This window comes from Promicromonospora kroppenstedtii, assembly GCF_044389675.1.
GTDB lineage: Bacteria > Actinomycetota > Actinomycetes > Actinomycetales > Cellulomonadaceae > Promicromonospora > Promicromonospora kroppenstedtii.
Genome location: NZ_JBIRYI010000017.1, coordinates 35,727 through 58,181 on the forward strand (window position 1 = coordinate 35,727; position 22,455 = coordinate 58,181).

The window sequence follows — 22,455 nt, forward strand, 5'->3', positions numbered from 1 at the left end:
TCTTTCTCGGACCCCTCCCGTGACCGTCCCTCGAGTGCTTAGGGTCAGCGCGATGAACACCGACACGCACCCGCGCGACAGCGCCGCGTCGCCGCCCGGGACAGCACCCGGGGCGGGGCAGGATCCGGGCCACCTGACGCCGGGCACCTCCCCGCAGAAGGCACCGTATGCGGGACTGGTCGCGGCCACACCCGCACGCGACGCGGACCTCGAGATCCGGGGCGTCCGCGCCCACGTCCGGGTCTACGGCGACCCCGCCGCGCCGCACCGGATCGTGTTCCTGCACGGGCTCCGGGGCGACCACCACGGCCTGGAGCCGATCGTCGCGCACCTCGTGCGCCGACGCCCTGACGTGCAGGTATATGTTCCCGACCTGCCCGGGTTCGGGGGATCCGCGCCGCTTCGGGACGCGGTGCACGACATCCCCGGCTACGCCGCCTGGACGGCCGACCTGCTGACCGCGCTCGTGCCCGACGGGGGTGCCGTGCTGGCGGGCCACTCCTTCGGCTCGATCGTCGCGGCGGCCACCGTGGCCGCCCCCGCGCCGGGCGCGCCGGCCCTGCGGGGGCTCGTCCTGGTCAACCCGATCGCGACCGCGGCGCTCGCGGGACCGCGCCGGGTGCTGAGCGCGGTGACGGTCGGGGTGCACCGGCTCGCCGCCGCGCTCCCGGAGCGGGTGGGCACGGGGCTGCTGCGGCACCCGGTGTTCACGCGCGTCGCGAGTGTGGCGATGGTCACTACGGACGACCGGGACCTGCGGCGCTGGATCCACGCCGAGCACGACCGGTACTTCTCCGGGTTCGCCGACCGGCGCACGCTGCTCGAGGCGTTCCACGCCTCGGTGGGCACGGACGTGGCCGGGTACGCGCCGCAGATCGGCCTGCCGGTGCTGCTGGTCGCGTCCGAGAACGACGACGTGGCCCCGCTGCCGTCCCAGCACGTGCTGGAGGGCCTGTTCGCCGACGCGCGGCTCGCCGTCGTGCCGCGGGTGGGGCACCTGGCGCACTACGAGGCGCCCGACGCCGTCGCCGGGCAGGTCGAGGCGTTCCTCGCGGGTCTCGACGAGGCCGCGTCGTGACGGGGCCCAGGGTCGTCGTCGACTGCCGGTACCTGCGGGTCGGCCGGCACGACGGGATCAGCCGCTACACCGCCGGCATCGTGACGGCGCTGGCCCGGCTGCACCCGATCGAGGTGCTGATCAACGACGAGCGCCAGCTCGACCACCTGCCGGCCGGGCTGCCGTGGCACCGGGTGAGCGCCCCGACGAGCTGGCGCGAGCCGTTCGTGGCCCGGCAGGTGCGCCGCACGGGTGCCGACGTCGTGTTCAGCCCCATGCAGACCATGGGCACCTGGGGCCGGGACTACCGGGTGGTCCTGACCCTGCACGACCTCATCTACTACCGGCACCCCACGCCCCCGCGGAACCTGCCCGCCCCCGTGCGCCTGCTGTGGCGGGCGTTCCACCTCGCGTGGTGGCCGCAGCGCGTGCTGCTGAACCGGGCCGACGCCGTGGTGACCGTCTCGGAGACCACGCGCGACCTGATCGCCGCCCACCGGCTGACGAGGCGCCCGGTCACGGTGGTGCCGAACGCGCCCGACCCGGTGCCGGACCTGCCCCGCCCGGAGCGCACCCGTGCACTGGTCTACATGGGCTCGTTCATGCCGTACAAGAACGTCGAGCTGCCGGCGCGGGCCATGGCGCACCTGCCCGGGTGGGAGCTGCACCTGATGAGCCCGGTCACGGCCGAGCGGCGCGCGGCGCTGACGGAGCTGGCGGGGCCGGGCACGCTCGTCTTCCACGACGGCGCCTCCGACGAGGTCTACCGCGACGTCCTGCGCGGAGCGACGGCGCTGGTGTCCGGCTCCCGCGACGAGGGCTTCGGCCTGCCGCTCGTGGAGGCGATGGCGCTCGGCACGCCCCTGGTGGTCAGCGACATCCCGGTGTTCCGCGAGGTCGGCGGGGCGGCGGGCGCGTACGTCGACCCGGACGACGTCGACGGGTACGTCGCCGCCGTCCGCGCGCTCGACGACCCGGAGACCTGGGCGGAGCGGTCGGCCGCCGCACGGCTCCGTGCCGCCGGCTACGACTGGGACACTTCGGCCAAAACGCTCCTGTCTCTTCTGGTAGGGTGATTTTGACCGTTATCTTTCCGTGATCTAAGGTCGGCGGCGATGACCCGTCCTGACGAGAGCCTGACCGCAACCGTTCCCGAGGCGAGCCCTGCCACCACCGAGGCCCCGCGTCGCAAGGCGACCGGCCGGCTCGTGGCCATGGACGGCCTGCGCTTCGGCGCCGCGGCGGCCGTGCTGCTCTACCACTTCACGGCCACCTCGACGGTGACCAGCTACTGGGGCGCCGACCCGGAGCGGGCCTTCCCGCTGCTCAACGAGGTCACGCGGTACGGGTGGCTGGGCGTTGAGCTGTTCTTCGTGATCTCCGGGTTCGTGATCCTGCTCAGTGCCGACGGCCGGGGGATCGCGGGCTTCGTCGCCTCCCGGGTAGGCCGGCTCTTCCCCGCGTACTGGGCGTGCATCGTGCTGACCGTGGGCCTGCAGCGGTTCTGGTCCGGAGGGCGGCAGACCAACCTGACCGAGACCCTGGTCAACCTCACGATGGTGCAGGACCTCTTCGACGTCACGGGCGTGCAGGTCGTGTTCTGGACCCTGCTGGTGGAGCTGAAGTTCTACCTGCTGGTCTTCGTGGTGCTGGCGCTCGGGCCGCTCACGCGCAACCGCGTGCTGGCCTTCGCCACGATCTGGCCGCTCGCGGGCTGGGCCGCGCAGGAGTTCGGCGCCCACTGGCTGGCCGACTGGCTCGTGCCCGTCTACGCCCCGTACTTCGCCGTCGGCATGCTGCTGTTCCTCGCCTACCGCGACGGGTTCGACCTGGTCACCAGCACGCTGCTCGTCGGCGGTCTCGTGCTGTGCGTCATGCGGGTGCAGGAGGCCGCCGGTCGCGCGTCCGACCTCCAGGGCGTGGCCGTGGACCCCGTGATCGCCGTGATGATCATGCTGGCCAGCGTCGTGGCCGTGTGGGCCACCACGCTGCGCGGCAGAAACGCCCCACCTCGCCGGGTCGCGGCCGTGCTGGGCACGGTCGGCGCCCTGACGTACCCCGTCTACCTGGTGCACACGCAGTTCGGGTACGCCGTCATCGACGTGCTGGCCCACGAGACCACGCGCACGGTCGCCCTCGTCGCAGCCGGGGCGCTGAGCCTGATCCTGGCGGTGGCCATCCACTACGGCGTCGAGCGGCCGACGTCGACCCGGCTGCGCCGCGCGGTGCAGGCCGGGCTGCTGCGTTGCTCCGGCGCGCTGCGCTCGAAGGGCCTGATGCGGGCCTGGGACGACGTCCGCACCTGACGGTGCCCGCGCCTGACGGCGGGTGTCAGCGGGGCGGGTCGGCGACCGCGAACGGGAGCCGGTGCAGCAGCTCCGCCTGCTCCTGCGCCCGCTTGCGCTCCCGCTGGCCCGCGCCGAGCTCCCGCTCGCGGCGCTCGGCCAGGACGGCGTGCAGGAACGCCTCGGGGTGCGTGCCCGGGGGCGGGCCGGGGGCGACGTACGGCTCGATGCGGCCGGCCAGGTCGTCGGCGAGCCGCGCCCGGGACTCCGGGGCCAGGCGCCCGGCGCGGCCCAGCATCTGTCGGGCGGCCAGGGCCAGGCCGTCCGGCAGGCGGCGCATGTCCGCGGTGCGGGCCCACGCCGCCAGGGACTGCGGCATCACGATCGGGGCCGAGACCGGCTTGCCCCCGCGCACCCGCACCGCGTAGGTGCCGGCCGCCAGGTCGCCGAGGCGCTTGCCCTTCGCGTTGGACAGCGAGGCGATCGCGGCGATGGCGCCGAACGTCAGCCACAGCTCGATCACGCCGATGAGCGCGCGCACCAGGGCGTGCCGGAACCGGACCGGGCCGCCGTCGTCGCGCACCACGCGGATGCCGCACGCGAGCTTGCCGACGGAGCGGCCGCGCGACAGCGTCTCGACCGTGACCGGGACGGCCACCATGACCACGACGTTCGCCAGGACGTAGACCACCAGCGCGATGTCCTCGCCCAGCACGGCGTTCTCCAGGAACCAGACCGCGCCCACGACCAGGACGGCCGTGACGACCACGCCGATCACGAGGAAGTCGAGCATGGCGCCCATGGCGCGCGTGATGAACGAGGCCGGGCGCGCGTCCAGCACCACGCCCTCGCCGATGACGATGCCGTCCTGCACGGTTCCTCCGGTCGGGTGGGTCTGGTCGGATGAGTCTGCCGGCGCGGGCCCCGGGACGGGCCGCGGTCCCTGTGCGGCAGACTACCGTCGTGGACATCGACGCCTTCACCGCCGTGCACGCCGCAGAGTGGGACCGCCTCAAGGAGCTCTCGTCCCGGCGCCGCCTGGACGGCGCCGAGTCGGACGAGCTGGTGCGCCTGTACCAGTCCGTGGCCACCCACCTGTCGACCGTGCGCTCGGCGGCGCCGGACCCGGCGCTCGTGACCCGGCTGTCCGACGTGCTGAACCGGGCGCGCACCCGCATCGCCGGGTCGCACGAGCCCGCCTGGCGCGAGGTGGTCCGCTTCGCCGTCGTGTCGCTGCCCGCCGCGTTCTACCGGATCCGGTGGTGGTCGCACGCGGTGACGGCGGCCTGCCTGCTCGTCGCGATCGTCGCGGGCGTCTACATCGCCTCGGACACCGACGCGATGAACGCGATGATGCCGCCGTCGGCGCAGGAGAACTACGTCAACGAGGCCTTCGCCTCCTACTACGACCCCGGCATCGGGTTCGCCGCCGTGGTGTGGACCAACAACGCCTGGATCGCGGCGCAGGCCGTCGCCGGCGGCATCACCGGCTTCTTCACCCTGAACGTGCTCTGGCAGAACGCGGTCCAGATCGGTGCCACCGGCGGCATGATGGCCGCCCACGACGAGCTCGACCTCTTCCTCACGCTCATCGCGCCCCACGGCCTCCTTGAGCTGACCTGCATCTTCGTGGCGGGCGCCGCGGGTCTGCGGCTCTTCTGGACGATGATCGACCCGGGACACCGCAAGCGGTCGGTCGCCCTGGCCGCCGAGGGCCGCGCCCTGATCACCACGGTCATCGGGCTCGCCGTGGCCCTGGCCGTCTCGGGCCTCGTCGAGGGCTTCGTGACCGGCTCCGAGCTGTACTGGTGGCTCAAGATCGTGATCGGCGCGATCGTGCTCGCCGCGTTCTGGACCTACGTGTACGTGCTGGGCGGCCGGGCCGTCCGGGCCGGCGCGTCCGGCGACCTCGCCGAGCACGAGGCCGGCGCTACGGTGGTGACAGCCGGGTGACGGTTGGGCGACGACCCGCCCGGCGGCCCGAATTACGCCACGCCGTGTCGGTGCCCCGTACTAGGGTTGCGGCGCACAGGCACGACCCCAGACGACATCCGGAGCACGCCCCATGACGACGCCCGAGAGCGCACCCGACCAGCCGGCGCAGCCGACGCCCCCGCAGTCCGGAGGGTCCCAGCCCGCCGGCTGGGGCGAGCCGCCGCGGTACGGGCAGTACGCGCCCGGGTACGACCCGTCGGCGCCGCAGGCGCCGGGGCAGCCCCAGTACGGCACGCCGCCCGCCGGGCAGTACGGGCAGACCCAGTACGGCCAGAGCCAGTACGGGCAGCAGGCGCCCGGGGGAGCCGTCCCCGGCTACCGGCCCGCCGCGGACAAGCCCGGCATCGTCCCGCTGCGCCCCCTCACCCTCGGTGAGCTGTACGACGGCGCGTTCGGCGCCGTCCGGCACAACCCCGCCGTCACGCTCGGGCTCACGGCGATCATCGTGGTCGTGGCCGTCGCGATCGGCACCCTGATCAGCATCCCGCTGACCACCTGGTTCACCGACCTGTTCGGCGGCCTCTTCGCCGCGGCCGGGAACGACCCGATGCTGGACGAGATGGGCCTCACGCAGGACATGCTGGGCGTCACCTACGGGTCGCTGCTCGGCACCGGGCTGCTGCTCACGCTCGCCACGCCGCTCGCCATGGGCGTCATGGCCATCTCCGTCAGCGACTCCGTCATCGGGCGCAAGATCTCGGTGTCCGACGCCTGGCGGCGCGTCGCCAAGCGGGCCTGGTTCCTGATCGGCTTCTCGCTCCTGTCGGCCCTCGTCATGATCGTGGCCTACACGCTGGCGGTCGGCATCGTCGTCGCGCTCTTCGCCGTGGACCCCACGGTCGGCGTGATCGGCGTGTTCCTCGTGCTCGCCGCGCTCCTGGTGGCGGGCGTCTGGGCGTTCACCCGCGTGATCCTCGTCCCGCCGGCGCTCGCGGTCGAGGGCGGCGGGTTCTGGGCCACGTTCACGCGAGCCTGGAAGCTCACCCGCGGGACGTTCTGGCGGGTGCTCGGCATCTACCTGCTGACCTCGATCATCCTGAGCGTGATCGGTCAGATCGTCGCGTTCCCGATCGGCGCGCTGATGGGGGTGGCGATGATGACGGCCAGCGACGCCGCCATGGCCGCCGGCTACGGGCTCACCTACGTGATCACGGGCGGCATGAGCGTGCTGTTCCTGGGGGGCGTCGTCGCCCTGCTCTACATCGACACCCGGATGCGTCGCGAGGGACTGGACGTGCAGCTGCAGGCCGCGGCCGCAGCCGCGGCGGACAAGTGACATGAGGGCCGATCTGCCCGTCGTCCCGGACCGGGACACCGCTCGCGAGTGGCTCACCAGCGAGCTGCAGCGACCCGAGTACGCGGAGCGTGAGTCGCTGCTGTCGCGCCTGATCCGCTGGGTCCTGGACTGGCTGAGCGGTATCGACTGGCCCGACACGGCCATGTCCGGGCCGCAGCTCGGGATCGTCATCGCGGTCGTCGCCGCGATCGTCCTGGGGATCGCCTGGCTGGTGGCCGGGCCGGTGCGCCTGGGCCGCAACCGTGCGGGCTCCGCCGAGGTGCTCGACACCGACGACGCCCGCACGGCCGCCCAGATGCGCACCGCGGCCGACGCCGCCGCGGCGTCGGGCGACTGGAACAAGGCCGTCGCCGAACGTTTCCGGGCCGTGGTCCGGTCCCTGGAGGAACGCGTGATCATCGAGCCGCGCCCCGGCCGCACGGCGCAGGAGGCCGCGGGCGACGCAGGTGAGCGCCTCCCCGGCCAGGCCGCCGGCCTGCGCTCCGGCGCCGATCTGTTCGACGGCGTCGAGTACGGCGACGGGGTCGCCTCTGCCGCGGACGACGCCGCCCTGCGCGAGCTCGACGCCCAGGTCGCCGCCGCCCGCCCCGTGGCCGTGTCCGGGCGCGGTCCGGGATCCGGCAGCGGGACGGGCACCGGCGCGGAGCCGGGCGGCGCCGGCCACGCCGACGAGCAGCGCGAGGTGTCCGCATGACCGCGCAGCTCCCGGCCCCGCCCGCCCCGACACCGCCGTCCGCGGTGGCGGCCGCCCCCACGGGGCCGGTCGACGAGCCGCCGGTGGTCATCGGCGACGACACCACCGGGCGGTCGCGCGCCGCGAGCCGGTGGCGCCGGGCGCGCTGGCCGCTCACGGTCCTCGCCATCGTCGCGCTGTTCGTGCTGTTCCTCGCGGTGGTCCGCCCACCGACGTCCGCCGATCCGTACGCCCCGGACAACCCGGAGCCGGGCGGGGCCATGGCCGTGGCGGAGGTGCTGAAGGACCAGGGCGTGCGGATCACCCACGTCACCTCGGTGGCCGACGCCGTCGCCGCCGCGGGCAAGGACAGCACGCTGCTGGTCACGCCCAACCCGTCGTTCTTCGCCGACGACCAGATCTCGGCGCTGAACCGCACGGGCGCGGATCTGGTCGTGCTCCAGCCCGACTACAGCATGGTCGCGGGCGTGAGCCGGGACATGCTCGACATCACCTACGGCGACCAGGCCGAACCCACGCAGCCGCAGTGCGCCGACCCGGCCGCCGAGGCGGCTGGCGCGGTGACGCTGACGCCCGGCCTGTACGACGCGTCGGACGGCTCCGACCAGGTCCGCCCGGTCCTGTGCTGGCCGGACGACACCGGCGCCTACGCCTACGCGCGGCTGGACTTCCCGGACCGCTCGGTCACCGTGGTCAACGACCCGGCTGTGATCCGTAACGGCTCGGTCCTGGACCAGGGCAACGCGGCGCTCGCGCTGTGGATGCTCGGGCAGAACGAGGATCTCGTCTGGCTGGTGCCGAACCCGATGGACATCAGCACCGGCGGGGACACGCCGACGCCCGCCGAGCGCGGCCAGGTCAACGCGCTGATGCCGCCCGGCTCGGCGCCCGTCGCTCTCGTGGTGGTGCTCGCCGCCGTGCTGCTCGCGTTCTGGCGGGTGCGCCGTATGGGCCCGCTCGTGGTCGAGGACCTGCCGGTGCTCGTCCGCTCCGCCGAGGCCACCCGCGGCCGAGCCCGCCTGTACCGGGCGGCCCGCGCCCGCGGGCACGCCGCGGCGGGCCTGCGCGCCGCGTCCGCCGACCGGGTCGCCACGCGGCTGGGCCTGGCCCGCTCCTCCGATGCCAACACCGTGGTCGACGCCGTCGTGGCCGCCACGAACCGCCCGTCGCAGCAGGTGGCAGACCTGCTCTACGGCCCACCGCCCGCTGACGACGCCGCGCTCGCCGAGCTCGTGCGCCGACTCGACACCCTGGAGAGCGAGGTCCACCGACCGTGACCGAACCAGCCTTCCCCGAACAGCCCGCCGCGCAGCCTGCGGAGCCGACGTCCGACCGGACCGTGCAGACCGTGCCGGTCGACGACCAGGCCGACGCCGCGCCCGCGCCGGCGGCCGCCCCGAGCGCTCCGCCTGCCCCGTCGCAGGAGCTGCGTTCCGCCCTGGCGGCCGTCCGCACGGAGGTGGGCAAGGCCGTCGTCGGACAGGACGCAGCCGTGACCAGCCTGCTCATCGCGCTGCTGTGCCAGGGCCACGTGCTCCTGGAGGGTGTGCCGGGCGTCGCCAAGACGCTCCTGGTCCGCACCCTGGCGGCGGCGCTGAAGCTGGACACCAAGCGCGTCCAGTTCACGCCCGACCTCATGCCCGGTGACGTGACGGGCTCGCTCGTCTACGACGCGCGCACGGCCGAGTTCTCGTTCCGCGAGGGCCCCGTGTTCACCAACCTGGTGCTGGCGGACGAGATCAACCGCACGCCCCCGAAGACCCAGGCGTCCCTGCTCGAGGCGATGGAGGAGCGGCAGGTCTCGGTGGACGGCACGCCCCGGCTGCTGCCCGACCCGTTCCTGGTCATCGCCACCCAGAACCCCGTCGAGTACGAGGGCACCTACCCGCTGCCCGAGGCCCAGCTCGACCGGTTCCTGCTCAAGCTGGTGCTGCCGCTGCCCGAGCGCGACCAGGAGGTCGAGGTCCTGGCCCGGCACGCCGCCGGTTTCGACCCCCGCGACCTGGCCGCCGCCGGGGTCACGCCCGTCGCCGACGCGAGCGTGCTGGAGCGCGCTCGCGCCGAGGTCGCCCTCGTCCAGGTGTCGCGCGAGGTGCTCGGCTACGCGGTCGACGTGTGCCGCGCGACCCGGTTCTCGCCGTCCCTCTCGCTCGGCGTCTCGCCGCGTGGCGCCACCGCGCTGCTGCGCACGGCGCGGGCCTGGGCGTGGCTGTCGGGGCGCTCGTTCGTGACGCCCGACGACATCAAGGCGCTGGCCCACCCGACACTGCGGCACCGCGTGCAGCTGCGCGCCGAGGCCGAGCTGGAGGGCGTCACCGCCGAGGGCGTGCTGGACACGGTGCTGGCCTCCGTGCCCGTGCCGCGCTGAGGGCCGCATGGTCGTGACGTGGCGGGCCGCCGCCCTGATGGGGCTCGGCGTGGTACCCGTGCTGATCTGGCCGGCCAACGGGACGGTGCTCATCTGGGCCACGGTCGTGGTCCTGGCGTGCGTGGCCGACGTCGCCCTGGCGGCATCGCCGCGCCGGGTGGCGGTGCAGCGGCGCGTTCCGGGCTCCGTCCGGCTGCGGTCCGAGGCCACCAGCGAGCTGGTGGTCCGCAACGCCTCGGGCCGGCGCCTGCGGGCCGTGGTCCGGGACGCGTGGGGGCCTTCCGCCGGCGCGGGCCCGGGCCGTGGCCGGTCCGAGCGGGTGCGCCCGGCCGCGGGCGGCCCGGGTCGGCACCACGTGGACCTGCCCGACGGCGAGGCCGCGCGGCTGCCCACCACCCTCGTGCCCACACGGCGCGGGGACCGGGCGGCCGGCGGCGTGACCGTCCGCAGCCTGGGGCCGCTGGGCCTGGCCGGCCGGCAGGTGACGCTGCCCGTGCCGGGGCGCCTCCGGGTCCTGCCCGAGTTCGCCAGCCGCAAGCACCTGCCGTCGCGCCTGGCGCGGCTGCGCGAGATGGACGGTCGCGCGGCCGTGCAGATCCGCGGCGAGGGCACGGAGTTCGACTCGCTGCGGGAGTACGTGGTGGGCGACGACGTGCGCTCGATCGACTGGCGCGCGACCGCCCGGCGGCGCGAGGTGGTGGTGCGTACGTGGCGTCCCGAGCGGGACCGGCGTGTGCTGATCGTGCTCGACACGGGCCGTACGGCCGCCGCCCGGGTGGGTGCCGCCGACTCGACGGGCGCCCCGCGCCTGGACGCCAGCATCGAGGCGGCCCTGCTGCTCTCGGCGCTGGCCGGCCACGCGGGCGACCGCGTGGAGCTCGTGGCGTTCGACCGCACCGTGCGGGCGCGGGTGGCGGGCGCGGCCGGGCCGCGCCTCATGCCCGCGCTGGCGGAGTCCCTGGCGACCGTCGAGCCCGTGCTGCTGGAGACGGACTGGCCGGGCGTCGTGACGCAGGTGCGCACGCGCATGACCCAGCGCGCGCTCGTGGTGCTGCTGACCACCCTCGACCCGGCGGCCGTGGAGAACGGCCTGCTGCCCGTGGTGGACCAGCTCGCCCGCGACCACACCGTGGTCGTCGCGTCCGTCGCGGACGAGGAGGTGGCGGGCCTGCGCGCCGGCCGCGAGACGGTGGCCGAGGTGTACGACGCCGCGGCGGCCGCCCGCGGCGACCTGGAGCGCACCGCCGTGACCACGATGCTGCGCCGCTACGGCGCCGACGTGGTCGAGGCGCTGCCGGACGACCTGGCGCCGCGCCTGGCCGACGAGTACCTGGCGCTCAAGGCGGCAGGCCGGCTCTGACGCCTGCCTCCGGATGCCGGACGCCGGGTCCGGGGCCGCTGCTCCGGACCCGGCGGGTCAGACCCCGAGGTGCCGGAGCACGGCCAGGACCCGGCGGTGGTCGGCGGCGTCCTGCGGCAGGTCGAGTTTGGTGAAGATGGCCGCGACGTTCTTCTCGACCGCGCCGTAGGACAGGTGCAGCGTGTCGGCGATCGCCCCGTTGGACCTGCCCTGGGCCATCAGGCCCAGCACCTCGCGCTCGCGCGCCGACAGGCGCTCCAGGGCGACGTCCTGGCGGGCGGTGCCCATGAGCTGCGTGACCACCTCGGGGTCCAGCACCGTCTCACCGCGCGCCACGCGGCCGAGCGCCTCGACGAAGTCGCGCACGTCGGCCACGCGGTCCTTGAGCAGGTAGCCGACGCCCCGGGCGTCCCCGGCCAGGAGCAGGCTCGCGTACCGGGTCTCGACGTACTGCGAGAACAGGAGCACCGGCAGGGCGGGATGCCGGGACCGCAGGTTCAGCACGGCCCGCAGGCCCTCGTCGGTGAAGGTGGGCGGCATGCGGATGTCCGCGACGACGACCTCGGGCAGCGACTCCTCGCGCGCGGCGCGGGCCACCTCGCGCTCCAGCGCGGCGCCGTCGGCGACGGTGCGCACGGCGTGGCCGCGGCGCGTCAGGAGCGCGGCGAGGCCGTCGCGCAGGATCGCCGAGTCCTCGGCGAGCAGCACGCGCAGGCCCGCGTCCGGCGTCGTGCCGGTCATGCCGGGCCGGCGGGGCGGGCGGTGGGCAGGGTCACGGTGACCACCGTAGGCCCGCCCACCGGGCTGGACAGGTCGAAGGTGCCGTCGACCGACCGCACCCGCTCGGCCAGGCCCGCCAGGCCCGACCGCTGCCCCGAGCCGTCGGGCGCGACGACCTCGGCGCCGCCGCGGCCGTCGTCGCGCACCCGGATGCGGAGCGCGGCGTCGGGGCCACCGGTCCGGTCCACGGACTCGACCAGCACGTACACCCCGGAGGCGCGGGCGTGCTTGGCCGCGTTGGTGACCAGCTCGGCGACGCTGAAGTAGGCGATCGACTCCAGGGCCGGGACCAGGCGGCCGTCCGCCTCGACGCTCGGGTCCACGTCCACGGTGACCGGCAGGGCCGACCGCGCGGCGAGCGTCTCGAGGGCGACCGCGAGGCCGCTGTCGAGCGCCGGCGGGTGGATGCCCCGCGCCAGCTCGCGCAGCTCCGTGAGCGCCTCCTTGGTCGACGCGTGAGCGGTGTCGACCAGCTCGGCGGCCTGGGTGACGTCGCCGCCCTCGGCCAGGTGCTCCCGGGCCTCGCCGAGCTGCATGGCGACGGCCACGAGGCGTGCCTGCGTGCCATCGTGCAGGTCGCGCTCGATGCTGCGCAGGCGGGCATCGGCGTCCTCCACGGTGCCGGTGCGGGACCGCTCCAGCTCGGCGACGCGCAGGCTCGCCCGGGTCGGGCTCAGCAGGCCGGCGGTCAGCACCCGGAACAGCAGCGCGAACATCCGCGTGATCCACGGCCAGCAGAAGAACAGCGCCAGTCCCACCAGCGCGGCGACGAGGATGCGCGGCGGTGTGTCGATGAAGTAGTCGATGCCGAACGAGGCGCCCCGGTGGAGCGTGCCCTCGCTGTCGGCCTGCGCGGGCAGGTACCGGTACCAGACGCCGTAGGTCAGCGCGCCCAGGCCGGTGAACAGGACGGTCACGCTCGTCACGAACGCGATGATCGCCAGCGGGAACGTGACCAGCATGAACAGCAGCGCGCGCCACCCGGTGGCATCGCCGATCAGGGAGCCGACCGTGCGCCAGAAGCCGCGGGGCCGCACGTACGGCGCGGGCACGGCGACGTCGAGGTCGAGCAGCTCGCGGGCCAGCCCGCGGTACACGGCGCCCCAGCCGCGACCACCGAGCACCACGGCACCGGCGACGAAGAGGCCGACCACGGTCACGGCGATGCCGACGGTGAAGCTCACGGCGAAGATGGTGTACGTCAGAGCGAACGGGGCAAGCAGGAGCGTGAGCGTGAGGTAGCCCTGCTCCCGCCAGGTGCGGCCGGAGAACGGTGCGGTCAGGAAGTGGGGACCTGGCCGGGCGGCGCCGCCCTGGACGGCGCCGGCCGTGAGCCGGTCGACGGTCATGGTTGTCATGGTGCCAGGTTCGCCCCTGCGGGCGCGCCCGCGACATGGGGTCGACCGCCCGATCTCGCGGGGGTTGTCCCCCGTACCCGGCGCGGGCTCCCGCAACGTGGCCATTCGTACCGAACCGGGTGAACCTGTGCCGAACACGCCAGGTAGCGGCCCGCGAGGACGGGTTTACTGGACCAGGCTGGCACACTGGAGGGCATGAAGGTACGAGTTCTTGTCGTCGACGACGACACAGCACTGGCGGAGATGATCGGCATCGTCCTCAAGGGTGAGGGCATCGAGGCGATCTTCTGCGCCGACGGGGACTCCGCGCTGGGCATGTTCCGGACCCACCAACCCGACCTCGTGCTGCTCGACCTCATGCTCCCGGGCAAGGACGGCGTCCAGGTCTGCCGTGAGATCCGCGCCGAGTCGGGCGTGCCGATCATCATGCTCACGGCCAAGTCCGACACGCTCGACGTCGTGGTGGGCCTCGAGTCCGGTGCCGACGACTACGTGTCCAAGCCGTTCAAGCCCAAGGAGCTCGTGGCCCGGATCAAGGCCCGCCTGCGCCGCAGCGAGGACCCGGGCCCGGAGCGGCTCGTGGTGGGCGACGTCGAGATCGACGTCACCGGCCACACCGTCATGCGCGACGGCGAGCGCATCGCGCTCACCCCGCTCGAGTTCGACCTGCTCGTGGCGCTGGCCCGCAAGCCGTGGCAGGTGTTCACGCGTGAGGTGCTGCTGGAGCGCGTGTGGGGCTACCGGCACAGCGCCGATACGCGCCTGGTCAACGTCCACGTCCAGCGCCTGCGCTCCAAGATCGAGCGGGACCCGGAGAACCCGGAGATCGTCCTGACGGTGCGCGGCGTCGGTTACAAGGCGGGCGCGACCCGCTGATGCCGTCCGGCCTGGTCACACGGCTCCGCCGGGTGGTCTCACGGGCCCGGGTGGTCACGGTCCGGGCCACCCGGCGCGGGGTCGCGCAGTGGCGCTCCTCGCTGCAGCTGCGGGTCGTCACGACGGCGCTGGCGATCGGCCTGGCGGCCATCGCGGTGCTGGGGCTGTACCTGTCGACGTCGGTGCGGGACGGGATCTACGAGCAGCGGCTCGCGGCGATCGACCGCGAGGCCGCGGCGCTGACGACGAAGGTCTCGGAGAACTTCTCGAACGCCGCGACGACGTCGGACGGCGACCTGCAGAGCCTGCTGAACGACACGGTCTCGACGCTCACCGCCACCAGCGGCTCCACCGCGCAGGCCTACTTCCTGCTGCAGGAGCCGGGCGGCACCGCGCAGGTGTCCGACGTCGTGTCCCGGGGCGACCTGACGGACGTCGTCATCACCGACGAGCTGCGCCAGGCGAACGTCGCCTCGGAGGACGACCAGGTGCTGCAGGCCGTCGGCATCCCGTCGGCCGTCGACCCCGCCGTGGTCCGGCCCGGCGTGATCGTGGGCTCGACCGTGCAGGCCGCGCCGGACTCGCGCTTCGAGATCTACTACCTCTACTCGCTGGAGCCGGAGCAGGAGACCCTGTCGTTCGTGCACCGCGTGCTGCTCGCGGGCGGGTTCGGCATGCTGGCGCTGCTCGGCGTCGTGACCTGGACCATGGCCCGGCAGACGGTGACCCCGGTGACCCGGGCCGCCACCGTGGCCGAGCGGCTCGCCGAGGGGCACCTCTCGGAGCGGATGCCGGGCGCGCGCGGCGCCGACGAGATGGCGAGCCTGGCGCGGTCGTTCAACGAGATGGCCGAGAGCCTGCAGGACCAGATCCGGCGCATGGAGGAGCTCTCCGCCATGCAGCGCCGGTTCGTCTCCGACGTCTCGCACGAGCTGCGCACGCCGCTGACGACCATCCGGATGGCGAGTGAGATCATCCACGAGTCACGCGACCAGATGGACCCGGACACCAGCCGCTCCGCCGAGCTGCTCCTGGGCCAGATCGACCGGTTCGAGTCGCTCCTGGCGGACCTGCTGGAGATCAGCCGCTTCGATGCCGGTGCCGCCGTGCTCGACGCCGAGCGTCGCGACCTGCGCGACCTGGTCATGTCCGTGGTGGAGCAGGCCGCCCCGCTCGCGGAGACCAAGGACGTCCGGGTCTCGGTGCGCCTGCCCGACGCCGACGCCTCGGCCGACTTCGACCCGCGCCGGATCGAGCGCATCCTGCGCAACCTCGTGGTCAACGCCATCGAGCACGCCGAGGAACGCCCGGTCGAGGTGACCGTCGCGCAGGACGACCGCGCGGTCGCGGTCGTCGTGCGGGACTACGGCGTCGGCATGACCAAGCAGGAGGTCGAGCACGTCTTCGACCGCTTCTGGCGGGCCGACCCGGCGCGCGCCCGCACGACGGGCGGCTCCGGGCTGGGCCTGGCGATCGCGCTCGAGGACGCGCACCTGCACGCGGGCCGCCTCGACGCGTGGGGCCGGCCCGGGCAGGGCGCGAGCTTCCGCCTCACGCTGCCGCGCAGCGCCGGCGTCCAGGTGGGGGAGCCGCCGGTGACGATGGCGCCCGCGTCCCACGAGCCCGGCGTCCGCACCGGCCAGATCCCGGTGGTGCACCCGTCCGCGGGCCCGACGCCGACGCAGATCCCCGACCTGTACAGCGAGCCGGACGAGCAAGCGGAGCCGGACGAGCACGCGGAGCCGGACGAGCACGCGGAGCCGGACGAGCACGGTCCGGAGGCCGGACCGAGACCGGTGCCGAACGACCTGGAGGTGCACTGATGCGCAGGCCCGGAAACGCGGCGGCCGCCGCCGTCGTCGCGCTGGTCGGTGTCCTCGGGCTGGGCGCCTGCGCGCAGATCCCGACGTCGGGGCCGGTCCGGGTGGGCAACGCACCCGTCGAGACGCAGGTCGACATCGCGTTGCTGCCGCAGGGCCCCGTGCCCGGCACCGACCCGCAGACGCTCGTGTCGGGCTTCCTGCAGGCCACGTCCGCGGCCGCGACGTCGCCCAAGGAGTTCCAGACGGCCAAGGAGTTCCTGACCACCGACGTCGCGCAGACCTGGGAGCCGGAGGAGGCGGTGCGCGTCGTGCGCGAGGAGCCGATGCCGGAACCCTTCGAGGACGAGATCGAGCTCGGGAGCACCGACACGGTCGAGATCGTCGTCCGGGCGACGACCATCGCCACCGTCGACAGCGTGGGCGCGTACACCGAGGCCGTCAGCCCGCGAGAGGCCCCGTACAAGTTCACCGTCGTGAAGGTCGGCGGCGAATGGCGGATCTCGGCCCTCGACAACGGCGTGCTCGTGCCCGCGAACCTGTTCTCGAGCTCGTACCGGGCGACACGCCTCTACTTCCCGAGCGCGAGCGACATCAAGACCCTGGTGCCCGACCTGCGCTGGTTCCCGCGCCGCGCGTGGCAGACGGTCGCCGTGAAGGAGATCCTGGCCGGGCCGCCCGAATGGCTCCAGGGCGCCACGCAGACCCTGGTGCCGGAGGGCACCCGGCTCCAGTCGCCGTCGGTGCCGGGCCGGAACGACGCCGACAGCGTCGCGATTCGGCTCAGCGAGCAGATCAGCTCCGTGCAGGCCGCCCAGCGCGCGGTGATCGCCGCCCAGTTCTCCGCCACCCTGTCCGAGGGTGCGGGCCGCGTGATCCCGGTCGAGCTGTACAGCGACCAGAGCAGGCTGTCCGTCGACGCCGCCGAGGTCGACCTGCCGGCGACGATCGCCCAGGCGATCGTGCTGAAGGACGGCGACCTGTACCGGGTGGACGACGGCCGCCTCGCGGAGCACGACATGACCGTCGACCTGTCGGGGATCGACCCGACCGCGCTCGCGGTCAGCCCCTCGACCACGCCGACCGTGGTGCGCGACGGCACCGACCAGATCGTGAACCTGTCCCTCGACGAGGGCGAGGGTCCCGTGCCGATCCTGGAGGGCACGGACCTGGCGGCGCCGTCGGTGGACAAGTTCGGCAACACCTGGACCAGCGGTGGGCAGGGCGAGCTGCAGGTCTCGACGGACACGCTCGACGTGGTCAAGATCGAGCCCGAGTGGCTCAGCGGCCGCCGCGTGGTCAGCGTGTCCGTGTCGCCGGAGGGCGCGCGCATCGCGGTCGTCAGCGAGACGCCGTCCGGCCGGCAGGTGCAGGTGGCGGGCGTGGTGCGCGACGCCCAGCACACCCCGGTCAGCCTCGCGCCCGCGCTCACGGTGGCGGCACCGGTGGCCGACACCGTCGAGGCCCGCTGGGGCGGGCTCACCACGCTCGCGCTCCTGACCCGGGACAGCGAGGACACGTCCACGGTCTGGACCTCGGGTGTGGGTGGCCAGGCCAGCACCGGCGGCCAGTCGCGCCAGCTGCCGGGGCTCACCGACGTCGAGCAGATCGCGGCGGGCGTGAACGACCACGGGATCCTCGTGGTCACGAAGGACGGCGACCTGGAGCACGAGGAGACCGGCGTCTGGCAGCCGATCGCCGAGGACGTGGACCTCGCGTCCTACCCGGGCTGACCCACCGGTGCGCCGGTAGGCCGGGCGTACGGCAAGGGCGAGGCGGAACCGCTGTGCGGTTCCGCCTCGCCCCTTGCGTTCCCCGGGCCCTCGGCGCGGCCCGGCCTCGGCTACGCCAGGTCGGTGACCGGGGCGCCACCGCACGGGTTGTCGAGCTGGATCACACCGAACGACCAGCCCTTGCGCTTGTAGAGCACGGACGGGCGCGACGTCTCCTTGTCGATGAAGAGGTAGAAGTCGTGGCCCACCATCTCCATCTCGTACACGGCGTCGTCGAGGGTCATCGGGTCGGCGTGGTGCAGCTTCTGCCGGATCACCACCGGCGAGTCGCCGATCGTGGTCTCCACGGAGTCACCCGGCGCGGCCAGCGCTGCCGGGGTCGAGATCTGGGGCTCGGGTCCGTCCTCGGATTCGGCGTCGGTCAGGATCTCGTCGAGGGTCCGGACGTCCACGGGTGCGAGCACCTTGTTGTTCCGGTGGTCCTTGCGGCGGTCCCGGGCTCGGCGCAGTCGCTCGTTCAGCTTGTCGATGGCGAGGTCCAGGGCGCCGAATCGGTCGTCAGCCGCTGCCTCGGCGCGGATCACCGGTCCCTTCGCACGCAGCGTGAGCTCGACGCGCTCGCGGTTCTCGGAGAGCCGCGGGTTGTTCTCGTGCGTGACTTCCACATCCACCCGGCGTACGTACGGGGACAGGAGCTCTACCTTGGCGAGCTTGTCCTCCACGTGCTGGCGAAAACGGTCTGCCACGTCCGTGTGCCTGCCGACAACGACAATTTCCATGTGCGTATCTCCGCTCCGGGAACACTGGGCCACGCCGTCCCTTGCCGGCGGCGCGCGCCCGTCTCTACTGGGTCTGGCACCCCCTGCTGGTGCCGGGCACGAACCACCTCCCGTCGCGTGCGGCCGACGACTCCGTCGGCCCTCGGATCCTGCGTGGGACGTTCAGGCTAACTCCGTCACCTGAGTAACGACAGTCCCAACTAACGGTGAACAAGACGACACAGATCTGTCACACTTTGAGGTTCGGATCGATACGTCGCTTTCACCCGGTGGGCACGTGCCGGGCAATCCGCGCCGTGTGTCCCGGGGCCGGCGTCGCTGCCAGCACGGTTGCCCCCAGGACGTCGTGACCGCGGCGCTCGAGGGCCCGTTCGACGGCGGCGAGCGTGGCGCCGGTCGTCAGGACGTCGTCCACAAGGATGCACATGGATCTTTGTCCCAGGGCCCGCGCCCCACGTCTCGTCATGCGGACGGAACCGGTCAGGTTGCGTCCGCGGGCGCGGGCGCCGAGACCCACCTGGTCCCGTCCGTGGCCGGTGCGGACGAGGGCCGGCACCACCCGGGCGGGTGCGCCGCCGTCGCGCAGGCCGGCCGCCACGGCGCGGGCCAGGACCGCCACGGGCTCGCGCCCCCGCGCCCGGCGGGCGGCACCCGTGGAGGGCACGGGCACGACGGCGACGGGACGGGCACGGGGGAGCGCCGGGGCGAGGCGGGCGACGGCCCGGCGCAGCGCCGGCGCGAGCAGCCGGTCGAGGTCGGTGCGTCCGCGGTCCTTCCAGTGCACGACGACGTCGCGCACCGGGCCGGCGTACGGCGTCAGCGCCCACACCGGCACGGGCGGGACGCCGTCGAGCCGGTCCAGGCGCGGTGCGCCGTGCTCGACCCGCACGAACGAGCCCGCCAGCAGGTCCGCGCAGCGGGCGCACCACGGCACGTCCAGCTCGCCGCACGGGCAGGCGACGGGCAGCAGCAGACGGGCGAGCTCGCGGACGGGGCGCATCCCACGACCCTGGCGCAGCGCGCGGTCGCGCGCCGCTTGTCCACAGCCTCGGGTGGAGTGTCAGTGGTGCGGGGCAGGATGGGTCCGTGCAACCGATCTCGCTGTCCCTCGACCAGGCACGCCGTGTGGCCGTCGCAGCCCAGGGCCTGCACCGCCCGCGTACCGACGGGCCGCGCACCATGCGGCACGTCCAAGGTGTGATCGACCGTCTCGGCCTGTTCCAGATCGACTCGGTGAACGTGCTCGCCCGGGCGCACCAGCTGCCGTTGTTCGCGCGGCTGGGCCCGTACGACACCGACCTGCTGGACCGGGCCACGGCGTCAGGCCGGCACGCCCGGCGGTCGGGCCGGGCCGCGGCCGCCGACCGGCGCCTGGTCGAGAGCTGGGCGCACGTCGCGGCCTACGTGCCGCCGCACGCCTGGCCGCTGCTGGCATTCCGCCGGCGGTGGTTCGCCCAGGAGTACGACTGGAAGGAGCTGGACGGCGTGCGGCTGCCCGACGCACCGCAGGTCCGCGAGGTGCACGACCTGGTGGCGGCCGAGGGCCCGCTGTCGGCCTCCCAGATCCACGACCGGTTCGTGTCCGAGGGCCGCTCGGTGCGGCGCAAGCGAGGCACCTGGTGGGACTGGAGCACCGAGAAGCGCGTCGTGGAGCATCTGTTCTTCACCGGTGAGGTGGTCTCGGCCGGGCGCAACTCGCAGTTCGAGCGGCTCTACGACCTGCCGGAGCGGGTGCTCCCGCCGTCGGCCCTCGTGGAGGTGCCGGAGGCGGAGGCGAAGCGGAGCCTGCTGGAGCTCGGCGCGCGGGCGCAGGGCATCGGCGACGCACGCAGCATCAAGGACTACTACCGACTCAAGGGACCGGTCGCGGACCGGGCCCTGGCCGAGCTGGTCGAGGAGGGCGTGCTGCTGCCCGCGCGCGTGGCCGGGGGCACCGAGAAGTGGTACCTGCACCGAGACGCAGCCCGCCCGCGGCGCGCGGCGGGGCAGGCGCTGCTGGCTCCGTTCGACCCGCTGGTGTGGGAGCGCACGCGCCTGGAGCGGCTGTTCGGGATGCGCTACCGGATCGGCATCTACACCCCGGCGGCCCAGCGCACCGACGGCTACTACGTGCTGCCGTTCCTGGAGGACTCCCAGCTCACGGCCCGGGTGGACCTCAAGGCCGACCGTGCCGCGGGTGTGCTGCGCGTGCAGTCTGCGCACGCGGAACCGACCCTCACGGACAGCACGCCCGCCCGCCTGGCGCACGAGCTGCGCACCATGGCCCGGTGGCTCGGGCTGGACGGCGTGGCGGTCGAGGACAAGGGCACCCTTTCACCCGCACTGCGGGCTGCGGCTGCGGTTTCCTGAAACACGCGACAACTAAACTCTGTCCATGGCGACGGCAGCGATCTTTCTGGTGGCTACGGTCGCGGCCGGGCTCGGGGCGGTGCTGCTCCGGCTGCCGCCCCTGGTCGGCTTCCTGGTGGCCGGGTTCGCGCTCCACGCGGCCGGCATCGCCGAGCCGCCCTACCTGAGCACCATCGCCGACCTCGGCGTGACGCTGCTGCTGTTCGGCATCGGCCTCAAGCTGGACGTCAAGACCCTGCTGCGCAGGGACGTGTGGTTCACGACCGTCGCGCACCTGCTGGTCAGCGTCGCCATCGCCGTCGGGTTCCTCGGCCTGCTCGGCGTGGTCGGGTTCTCGATGCTCGCGGGCGAGGGCCTGGGCGTGCTCGCGCTGCTCGGGCTCGCCCTGTCGTTCTCGTCCACGGTGTTCGTGGTCAAGGTGCTCGACGGCCGCTCCGACCAGTCCGCCCTCTACGGCCGGATCGCCATCGGCGTGCTCGTCATGCAGGACCTGATCGCCGTCGTCTTCCTGTCGGTCTCCTCGGACCACCCGCCGAGCCCCTGGGCGTTCGCCCTCGTCCTGCTGGTCCCCGGCGCCTGGCTGCTGCGCAAGGTCTGGTCGAGGGTGGGCCACGGCGAGCTCCAGGCCCTGTTCGGCGTGGCCGTCGCGCTCGGCCCGGGCTACGCGCTGTTCGACGCGGTCGGGCTCAAGGGCGACCTCGGCGCGCTCGTGATGGGCATGCTGCTGGCCGGCCACCCCGCCGCCACCGAGCTGTCCCGCAACCTGTTCACCGTCAAGGAGCTGCTGCTGGTCGGCTTCTTCGTCTCGATCGGCTTCTCCGGCGAGCTGAGCTGGCAGGCCGCGATCGTCGGGCTGCTCCTGCTGCTGATGCTGCCGCTGCAGGCCATCGTCACGGCCGTGCTGCTGCGCCTGATGCGGCTGCGCAAGCGCACCGCGATCCTGTCGGGGCTGGTGCTGGCCAACTACTCCGAGTTCGGCCTGATCGTGGTCGCGGTCGGTTCGCAGACCGGCCTGCTGCACGACGAGTGGCTCGTGGTTCTCGCCGTCGCCGTCGCCGCCAGCTTCGTGCTGTCCTCCGCGATCAACACGCGCGGCAACGAGTTCGCGATGTCGCTGGCCAAGCGCTTCCCGTCCAAGCCCAACGAGTGGCTGCACCGCGAGGAGCGGCTCATCGACGTGTCCGGGGCGGAGGCGCTCGTGCTCGGCATGGGCCGGGTCGGCCGCGGCGCCGTGCGACAGCTGCGCGACGACTACGGCATGAACGTCGTGGGCGTCGAGCACGACCCGACCCGCGTCGCCGCGCTGCGCACCGAGGGCTTCACCGTGGTGCAGGCCGACGCGACGGACATCGAGTTCTGGGGCCGGGTGCGCAGCGCGGGCGCCGTCCGCCTCGCGATCCTCGCCATGCCCTTCCACGCGGCCAACCTCATCGCGCTGTCCCAGCTGCGGGCGAGCGGCTTCGAGGGCACGGTCGCCGCCGTCGCCCGGTACGACGACGACGTGGCCGAGCTCGAGCGGCACGGCGCCGACGCGGTGTTCCACCTGTACGGCACGGCCGGCCTGGCCCTCGCCGACGAGGCGGCCGAGGCAGCCCTCGGGTACGACGCCGCCGAGGAGCTGCGCGACGCGCAGGCGGAGCGGCGGGCCGCGGCCGTGCCGGGCTCCGAGCCCGCCGCCAGCAGCGGCGGCGCGGCCTGAGCCCA

19 protein-coding genes are annotated in these 22,455 nt (G+C 73.8%); 14 read left to right on the forward strand and 5 right to left on the reverse strand.

The window, feature by feature from the left end; translation table 11 throughout:
• Positions 1 to 52: 52 nt before the first annotated feature.
• The 3 genes from ACH47X_RS22940 to ACH47X_RS22950 are packed head-to-tail and all read left to right on the forward strand — an operon-like array spanning position 53 to position 3,363.
• The gene (locus ACH47X_RS22940) at positions 53 to 1,078 is read left to right on the forward strand and encodes an alpha/beta fold hydrolase (RefSeq protein ID WP_397407249.1); all 1,026 of its coding nucleotides are present in this window, start codon (positions 53 to 55) and stop codon (positions 1,076 to 1,078) included.
• On the forward strand, positions 1,075 to 2,133 hold the full coding sequence (locus ACH47X_RS22945) for a glycosyltransferase family 4 protein (protein WP_397407251.1): 1,059 nt from the start codon (positions 1,075 to 1,077) through the stop codon (positions 2,131 to 2,133). The genes ACH47X_RS22940 and ACH47X_RS22945 overlap by 4 nt, the downstream gene beginning before the upstream one ends.
• Before the next feature lie 39 nt (positions 2,134 to 2,172).
• Positions 2,173 to 3,363, forward strand: coding sequence for an acyltransferase family protein (locus tag ACH47X_RS22950; protein ID WP_397407253.1), 1,191 nt, complete (start codon positions 2,173 to 2,175; stop codon positions 3,361 to 3,363).
• Positions 3,364 to 3,388: 25 nt separating this feature from the next.
• Here the strand turns inward: ACH47X_RS22950 and ACH47X_RS22955 are convergent, their stop codons facing one another.
• Positions 3,389 to 4,216, reverse strand: coding sequence for an RDD family protein (locus tag ACH47X_RS22955; protein WP_397407255.1), 828 nt, complete (start codon positions 4,214 to 4,216; stop codon positions 3,389 to 3,391).
• Positions 4,217 to 4,305: 89 nt separating this feature from the next.
• Between ACH47X_RS22955 and ACH47X_RS22960 the strand changes: the two genes are divergently transcribed.
• The 6 genes from ACH47X_RS22960 (at position 4,306) to ACH47X_RS22985 (ending at position 11,056) form a co-directional block, all read left to right on the forward strand.
• Positions 4,306 to 5,295: a stage II sporulation protein M gene (locus ACH47X_RS22960; RefSeq protein ID WP_397407257.1), complete on the forward strand. Its 990-nt coding sequence runs from the start codon at positions 4,306 to 4,308 to the stop codon at positions 5,293 to 5,295.
• 112 nt (positions 5,296 to 5,407) lie between these two features.
• Complete coding sequence (locus ACH47X_RS22965; protein ID WP_397407259.1) at positions 5,408 to 6,613, forward strand: DUF7544 domain-containing protein; 1,206 nt, start codon at positions 5,408 to 5,410, stop codon at positions 6,611 to 6,613.
• A 1-nt stretch (position 6,614) separates the two neighbouring features.
• Positions 6,615 to 7,328 (forward strand): DUF4129 domain-containing protein, encoded by a 714-nt coding sequence (locus ACH47X_RS22970; RefSeq protein WP_397407261.1) that lies wholly within the window; start codon positions 6,615 to 6,617, stop codon positions 7,326 to 7,328.
• Entirely contained in the window at positions 7,325 to 8,605 is a 1,281-nt protein-coding gene (locus tag ACH47X_RS22975; protein ID WP_397407263.1) for a DUF4350 domain-containing protein, read from the forward strand. The genes ACH47X_RS22970 and ACH47X_RS22975 overlap by 4 nt, the downstream gene beginning before the upstream one ends.
• Positions 8,602 to 9,696, forward strand: a complete 1,095-nt coding sequence (locus ACH47X_RS22980) for an AAA family ATPase (protein WP_449582199.1) — start codon at positions 8,602 to 8,604, stop codon at positions 9,694 to 9,696. Before ACH47X_RS22975 ends, ACH47X_RS22980 begins: the two co-directional genes overlap by 4 nt.
• Positions 9,697 to 9,703: 7 nt before the next feature.
• The gene (locus tag ACH47X_RS22985) at positions 9,704 to 11,056 is read left to right on the forward strand and encodes a DUF58 domain-containing protein (RefSeq protein WP_121387711.1); all 1,353 of its coding nucleotides are present in this window, start codon (positions 9,704 to 9,706) and stop codon (positions 11,054 to 11,056) included.
• Between the two features lie 57 nt (positions 11,057 to 11,113).
• Here the strand turns inward: ACH47X_RS22985 and ACH47X_RS22990 are convergent, their stop codons facing one another.
• Both ACH47X_RS22990 and ACH47X_RS22995 read right to left on the reverse strand, forming a co-directional pair.
• Complete coding sequence (locus ACH47X_RS22990; protein ID WP_397407266.1) at positions 11,114 to 11,797, reverse strand: response regulator; 684 nt, start codon at positions 11,795 to 11,797, stop codon at positions 11,114 to 11,116.
• Entirely contained in the window at positions 11,794 to 13,194 is a 1,401-nt protein-coding gene (locus ACH47X_RS22995) for a sensor histidine kinase (RefSeq protein WP_397407267.1), read from the reverse strand. Before ACH47X_RS22995 ends, ACH47X_RS22990 begins: the two co-directional genes overlap by 4 nt.
• A 195-nt stretch (positions 13,195 to 13,389) precedes the next feature.
• On the opposite strand from ACH47X_RS22995, the gene mtrA reads away from it, so the two are divergent.
• The 3 genes from mtrA to ACH47X_RS23010 are packed head-to-tail and all read left to right on the forward strand — an operon-like array spanning position 13,390 to position 17,623.
• On the forward strand, positions 13,390 to 14,070 hold the full coding sequence (gene mtrA / locus ACH47X_RS23000; RefSeq protein ID WP_026366090.1) for an MtrAB system response regulator MtrA: 681 nt from the start codon (positions 13,390 to 13,392) through the stop codon (positions 14,068 to 14,070).
• Complete coding sequence (gene mtrB, locus ACH47X_RS23005; RefSeq protein WP_397407269.1) at positions 14,070 to 15,893, forward strand: MtrAB system histidine kinase MtrB; 1,824 nt, start codon at positions 14,070 to 14,072, stop codon at positions 15,891 to 15,893. The genes mtrA and mtrB overlap by 1 nt, the downstream gene beginning before the upstream one ends.
• The gene (locus tag ACH47X_RS23010; RefSeq protein WP_397407271.1) at positions 15,893 to 17,623 is read left to right on the forward strand and encodes an LpqB family beta-propeller domain-containing protein; all 1,731 of its coding nucleotides are present in this window, start codon (positions 15,893 to 15,895) and stop codon (positions 17,621 to 17,623) included. The genes mtrB and ACH47X_RS23010 overlap by 1 nt, the downstream gene beginning before the upstream one ends.
• A 110-nt stretch (positions 17,624 to 17,733) precedes the next feature.
• On the opposite strand, the gene hpf is transcribed toward ACH47X_RS23010, so the two are convergent.
• Together hpf and ACH47X_RS23020 are read right to left on the reverse strand one after the other, a co-directional pair.
• A complete protein-coding gene (gene hpf, locus ACH47X_RS23015; protein ID WP_036965982.1) occupies positions 17,734 to 18,402 on the reverse strand; it encodes a ribosome hibernation-promoting factor, HPF/YfiA family in 669 nt (222 codons plus the stop codon).
• A 262-nt stretch (positions 18,403 to 18,664) separates the two neighbouring features.
• The gene (locus tag ACH47X_RS23020) at positions 18,665 to 19,402 is read right to left on the reverse strand and encodes a ComF family protein (RefSeq protein WP_397407274.1); all 738 of its coding nucleotides are present in this window, start codon (positions 19,400 to 19,402) and stop codon (positions 18,665 to 18,667) included.
• Between the two features lie 86 nt (positions 19,403 to 19,488).
• Between ACH47X_RS23020 and ACH47X_RS23025 the strand changes: the two genes are divergently transcribed.
• Positions 19,489 to 20,751 (forward strand): winged helix-turn-helix domain-containing protein, encoded by a 1,263-nt coding sequence (locus tag ACH47X_RS23025; protein WP_397407277.1) that lies wholly within the window; start codon positions 19,489 to 19,491, stop codon positions 20,749 to 20,751.
• 25 nt (positions 20,752 to 20,776) lie between these two features.
• A complete protein-coding gene (locus ACH47X_RS23030) occupies positions 20,777 to 22,450 on the forward strand; it encodes a cation:proton antiporter domain-containing protein (RefSeq protein WP_397407279.1) in 1,674 nt (557 codons plus the stop codon).
• Positions 22,451 to 22,455: the final 5 nt, after the last annotated feature.

Excerpts from the sequence above, each read along its gene's own strand:
- ACH47X_RS22995 (WP_397407267.1), bottom strand. The coding sequence starts at position 13,194 with ATGACAACCATGACCGTCGACCGGCTCACGGCCGGCGCCGTCCAGGGC.
- mtrA (WP_026366090.1), top strand. The coding sequence starts at position 13,390 with ATGAAGGTACGAGTTCTTGTCGTCGACGACGACACAGCACTGGCGGAG.
- ACH47X_RS23020 (WP_397407274.1), bottom strand. The coding sequence starts at position 19,402 with ATGCGCCCCGTCCGCGAGCTCGCCCGTCTGCTGCTGCCCGTCGCCTGC.
- ACH47X_RS23030 (WP_397407279.1), top strand. The coding sequence starts at position 20,777 with ATGGCGACGGCAGCGATCTTTCTGGTGGCTACGGTCGCGGCCGGGCTC.
- ACH47X_RS22985 (WP_121387711.1), top strand. The coding sequence starts at position 9,704 with ATGGTCGTGACGTGGCGGGCCGCCGCCCTGATGGGGCTCGGCGTGGTA.
- ACH47X_RS22975 (WP_397407263.1), top strand. The coding sequence starts at position 7,325 with ATGACCGCGCAGCTCCCGGCCCCGCCCGCCCCGACACCGCCGTCCGCG.
- ACH47X_RS22965 (WP_397407259.1), top strand. The coding sequence starts at position 5,408 with ATGACGACGCCCGAGAGCGCACCCGACCAGCCGGCGCAGCCGACGCCC.
- ACH47X_RS22970 (WP_397407261.1), top strand. The coding sequence starts at position 6,615 with ATGAGGGCCGATCTGCCCGTCGTCCCGGACCGGGACACCGCTCGCGAG.
- ACH47X_RS22950 (WP_397407253.1), top strand. The coding sequence starts at position 2,173 with ATGACCCGTCCTGACGAGAGCCTGACCGCAACCGTTCCCGAGGCGAGC.
- ACH47X_RS22990 (WP_397407266.1), bottom strand. The coding sequence starts at position 11,797 with ATGACCGGCACGACGCCGGACGCGGGCCTGCGCGTGCTGCTCGCCGAG.
- mtrB (WP_397407269.1), top strand. The coding sequence starts at position 14,070 with ATGCCGTCCGGCCTGGTCACACGGCTCCGCCGGGTGGTCTCACGGGCC.
- ACH47X_RS22940 (WP_397407249.1), top strand. The coding sequence starts at position 53 with ATGAACACCGACACGCACCCGCGCGACAGCGCCGCGTCGCCGCCCGGG.
- ACH47X_RS23010 (WP_397407271.1), top strand. The coding sequence starts at position 15,893 with ATGCGCAGGCCCGGAAACGCGGCGGCCGCCGCCGTCGTCGCGCTGGTC.
- hpf (WP_036965982.1), bottom strand. The coding sequence starts at position 18,402 with ATGGAAATTGTCGTTGTCGGCAGGCACACGGACGTGGCAGACCGTTTT.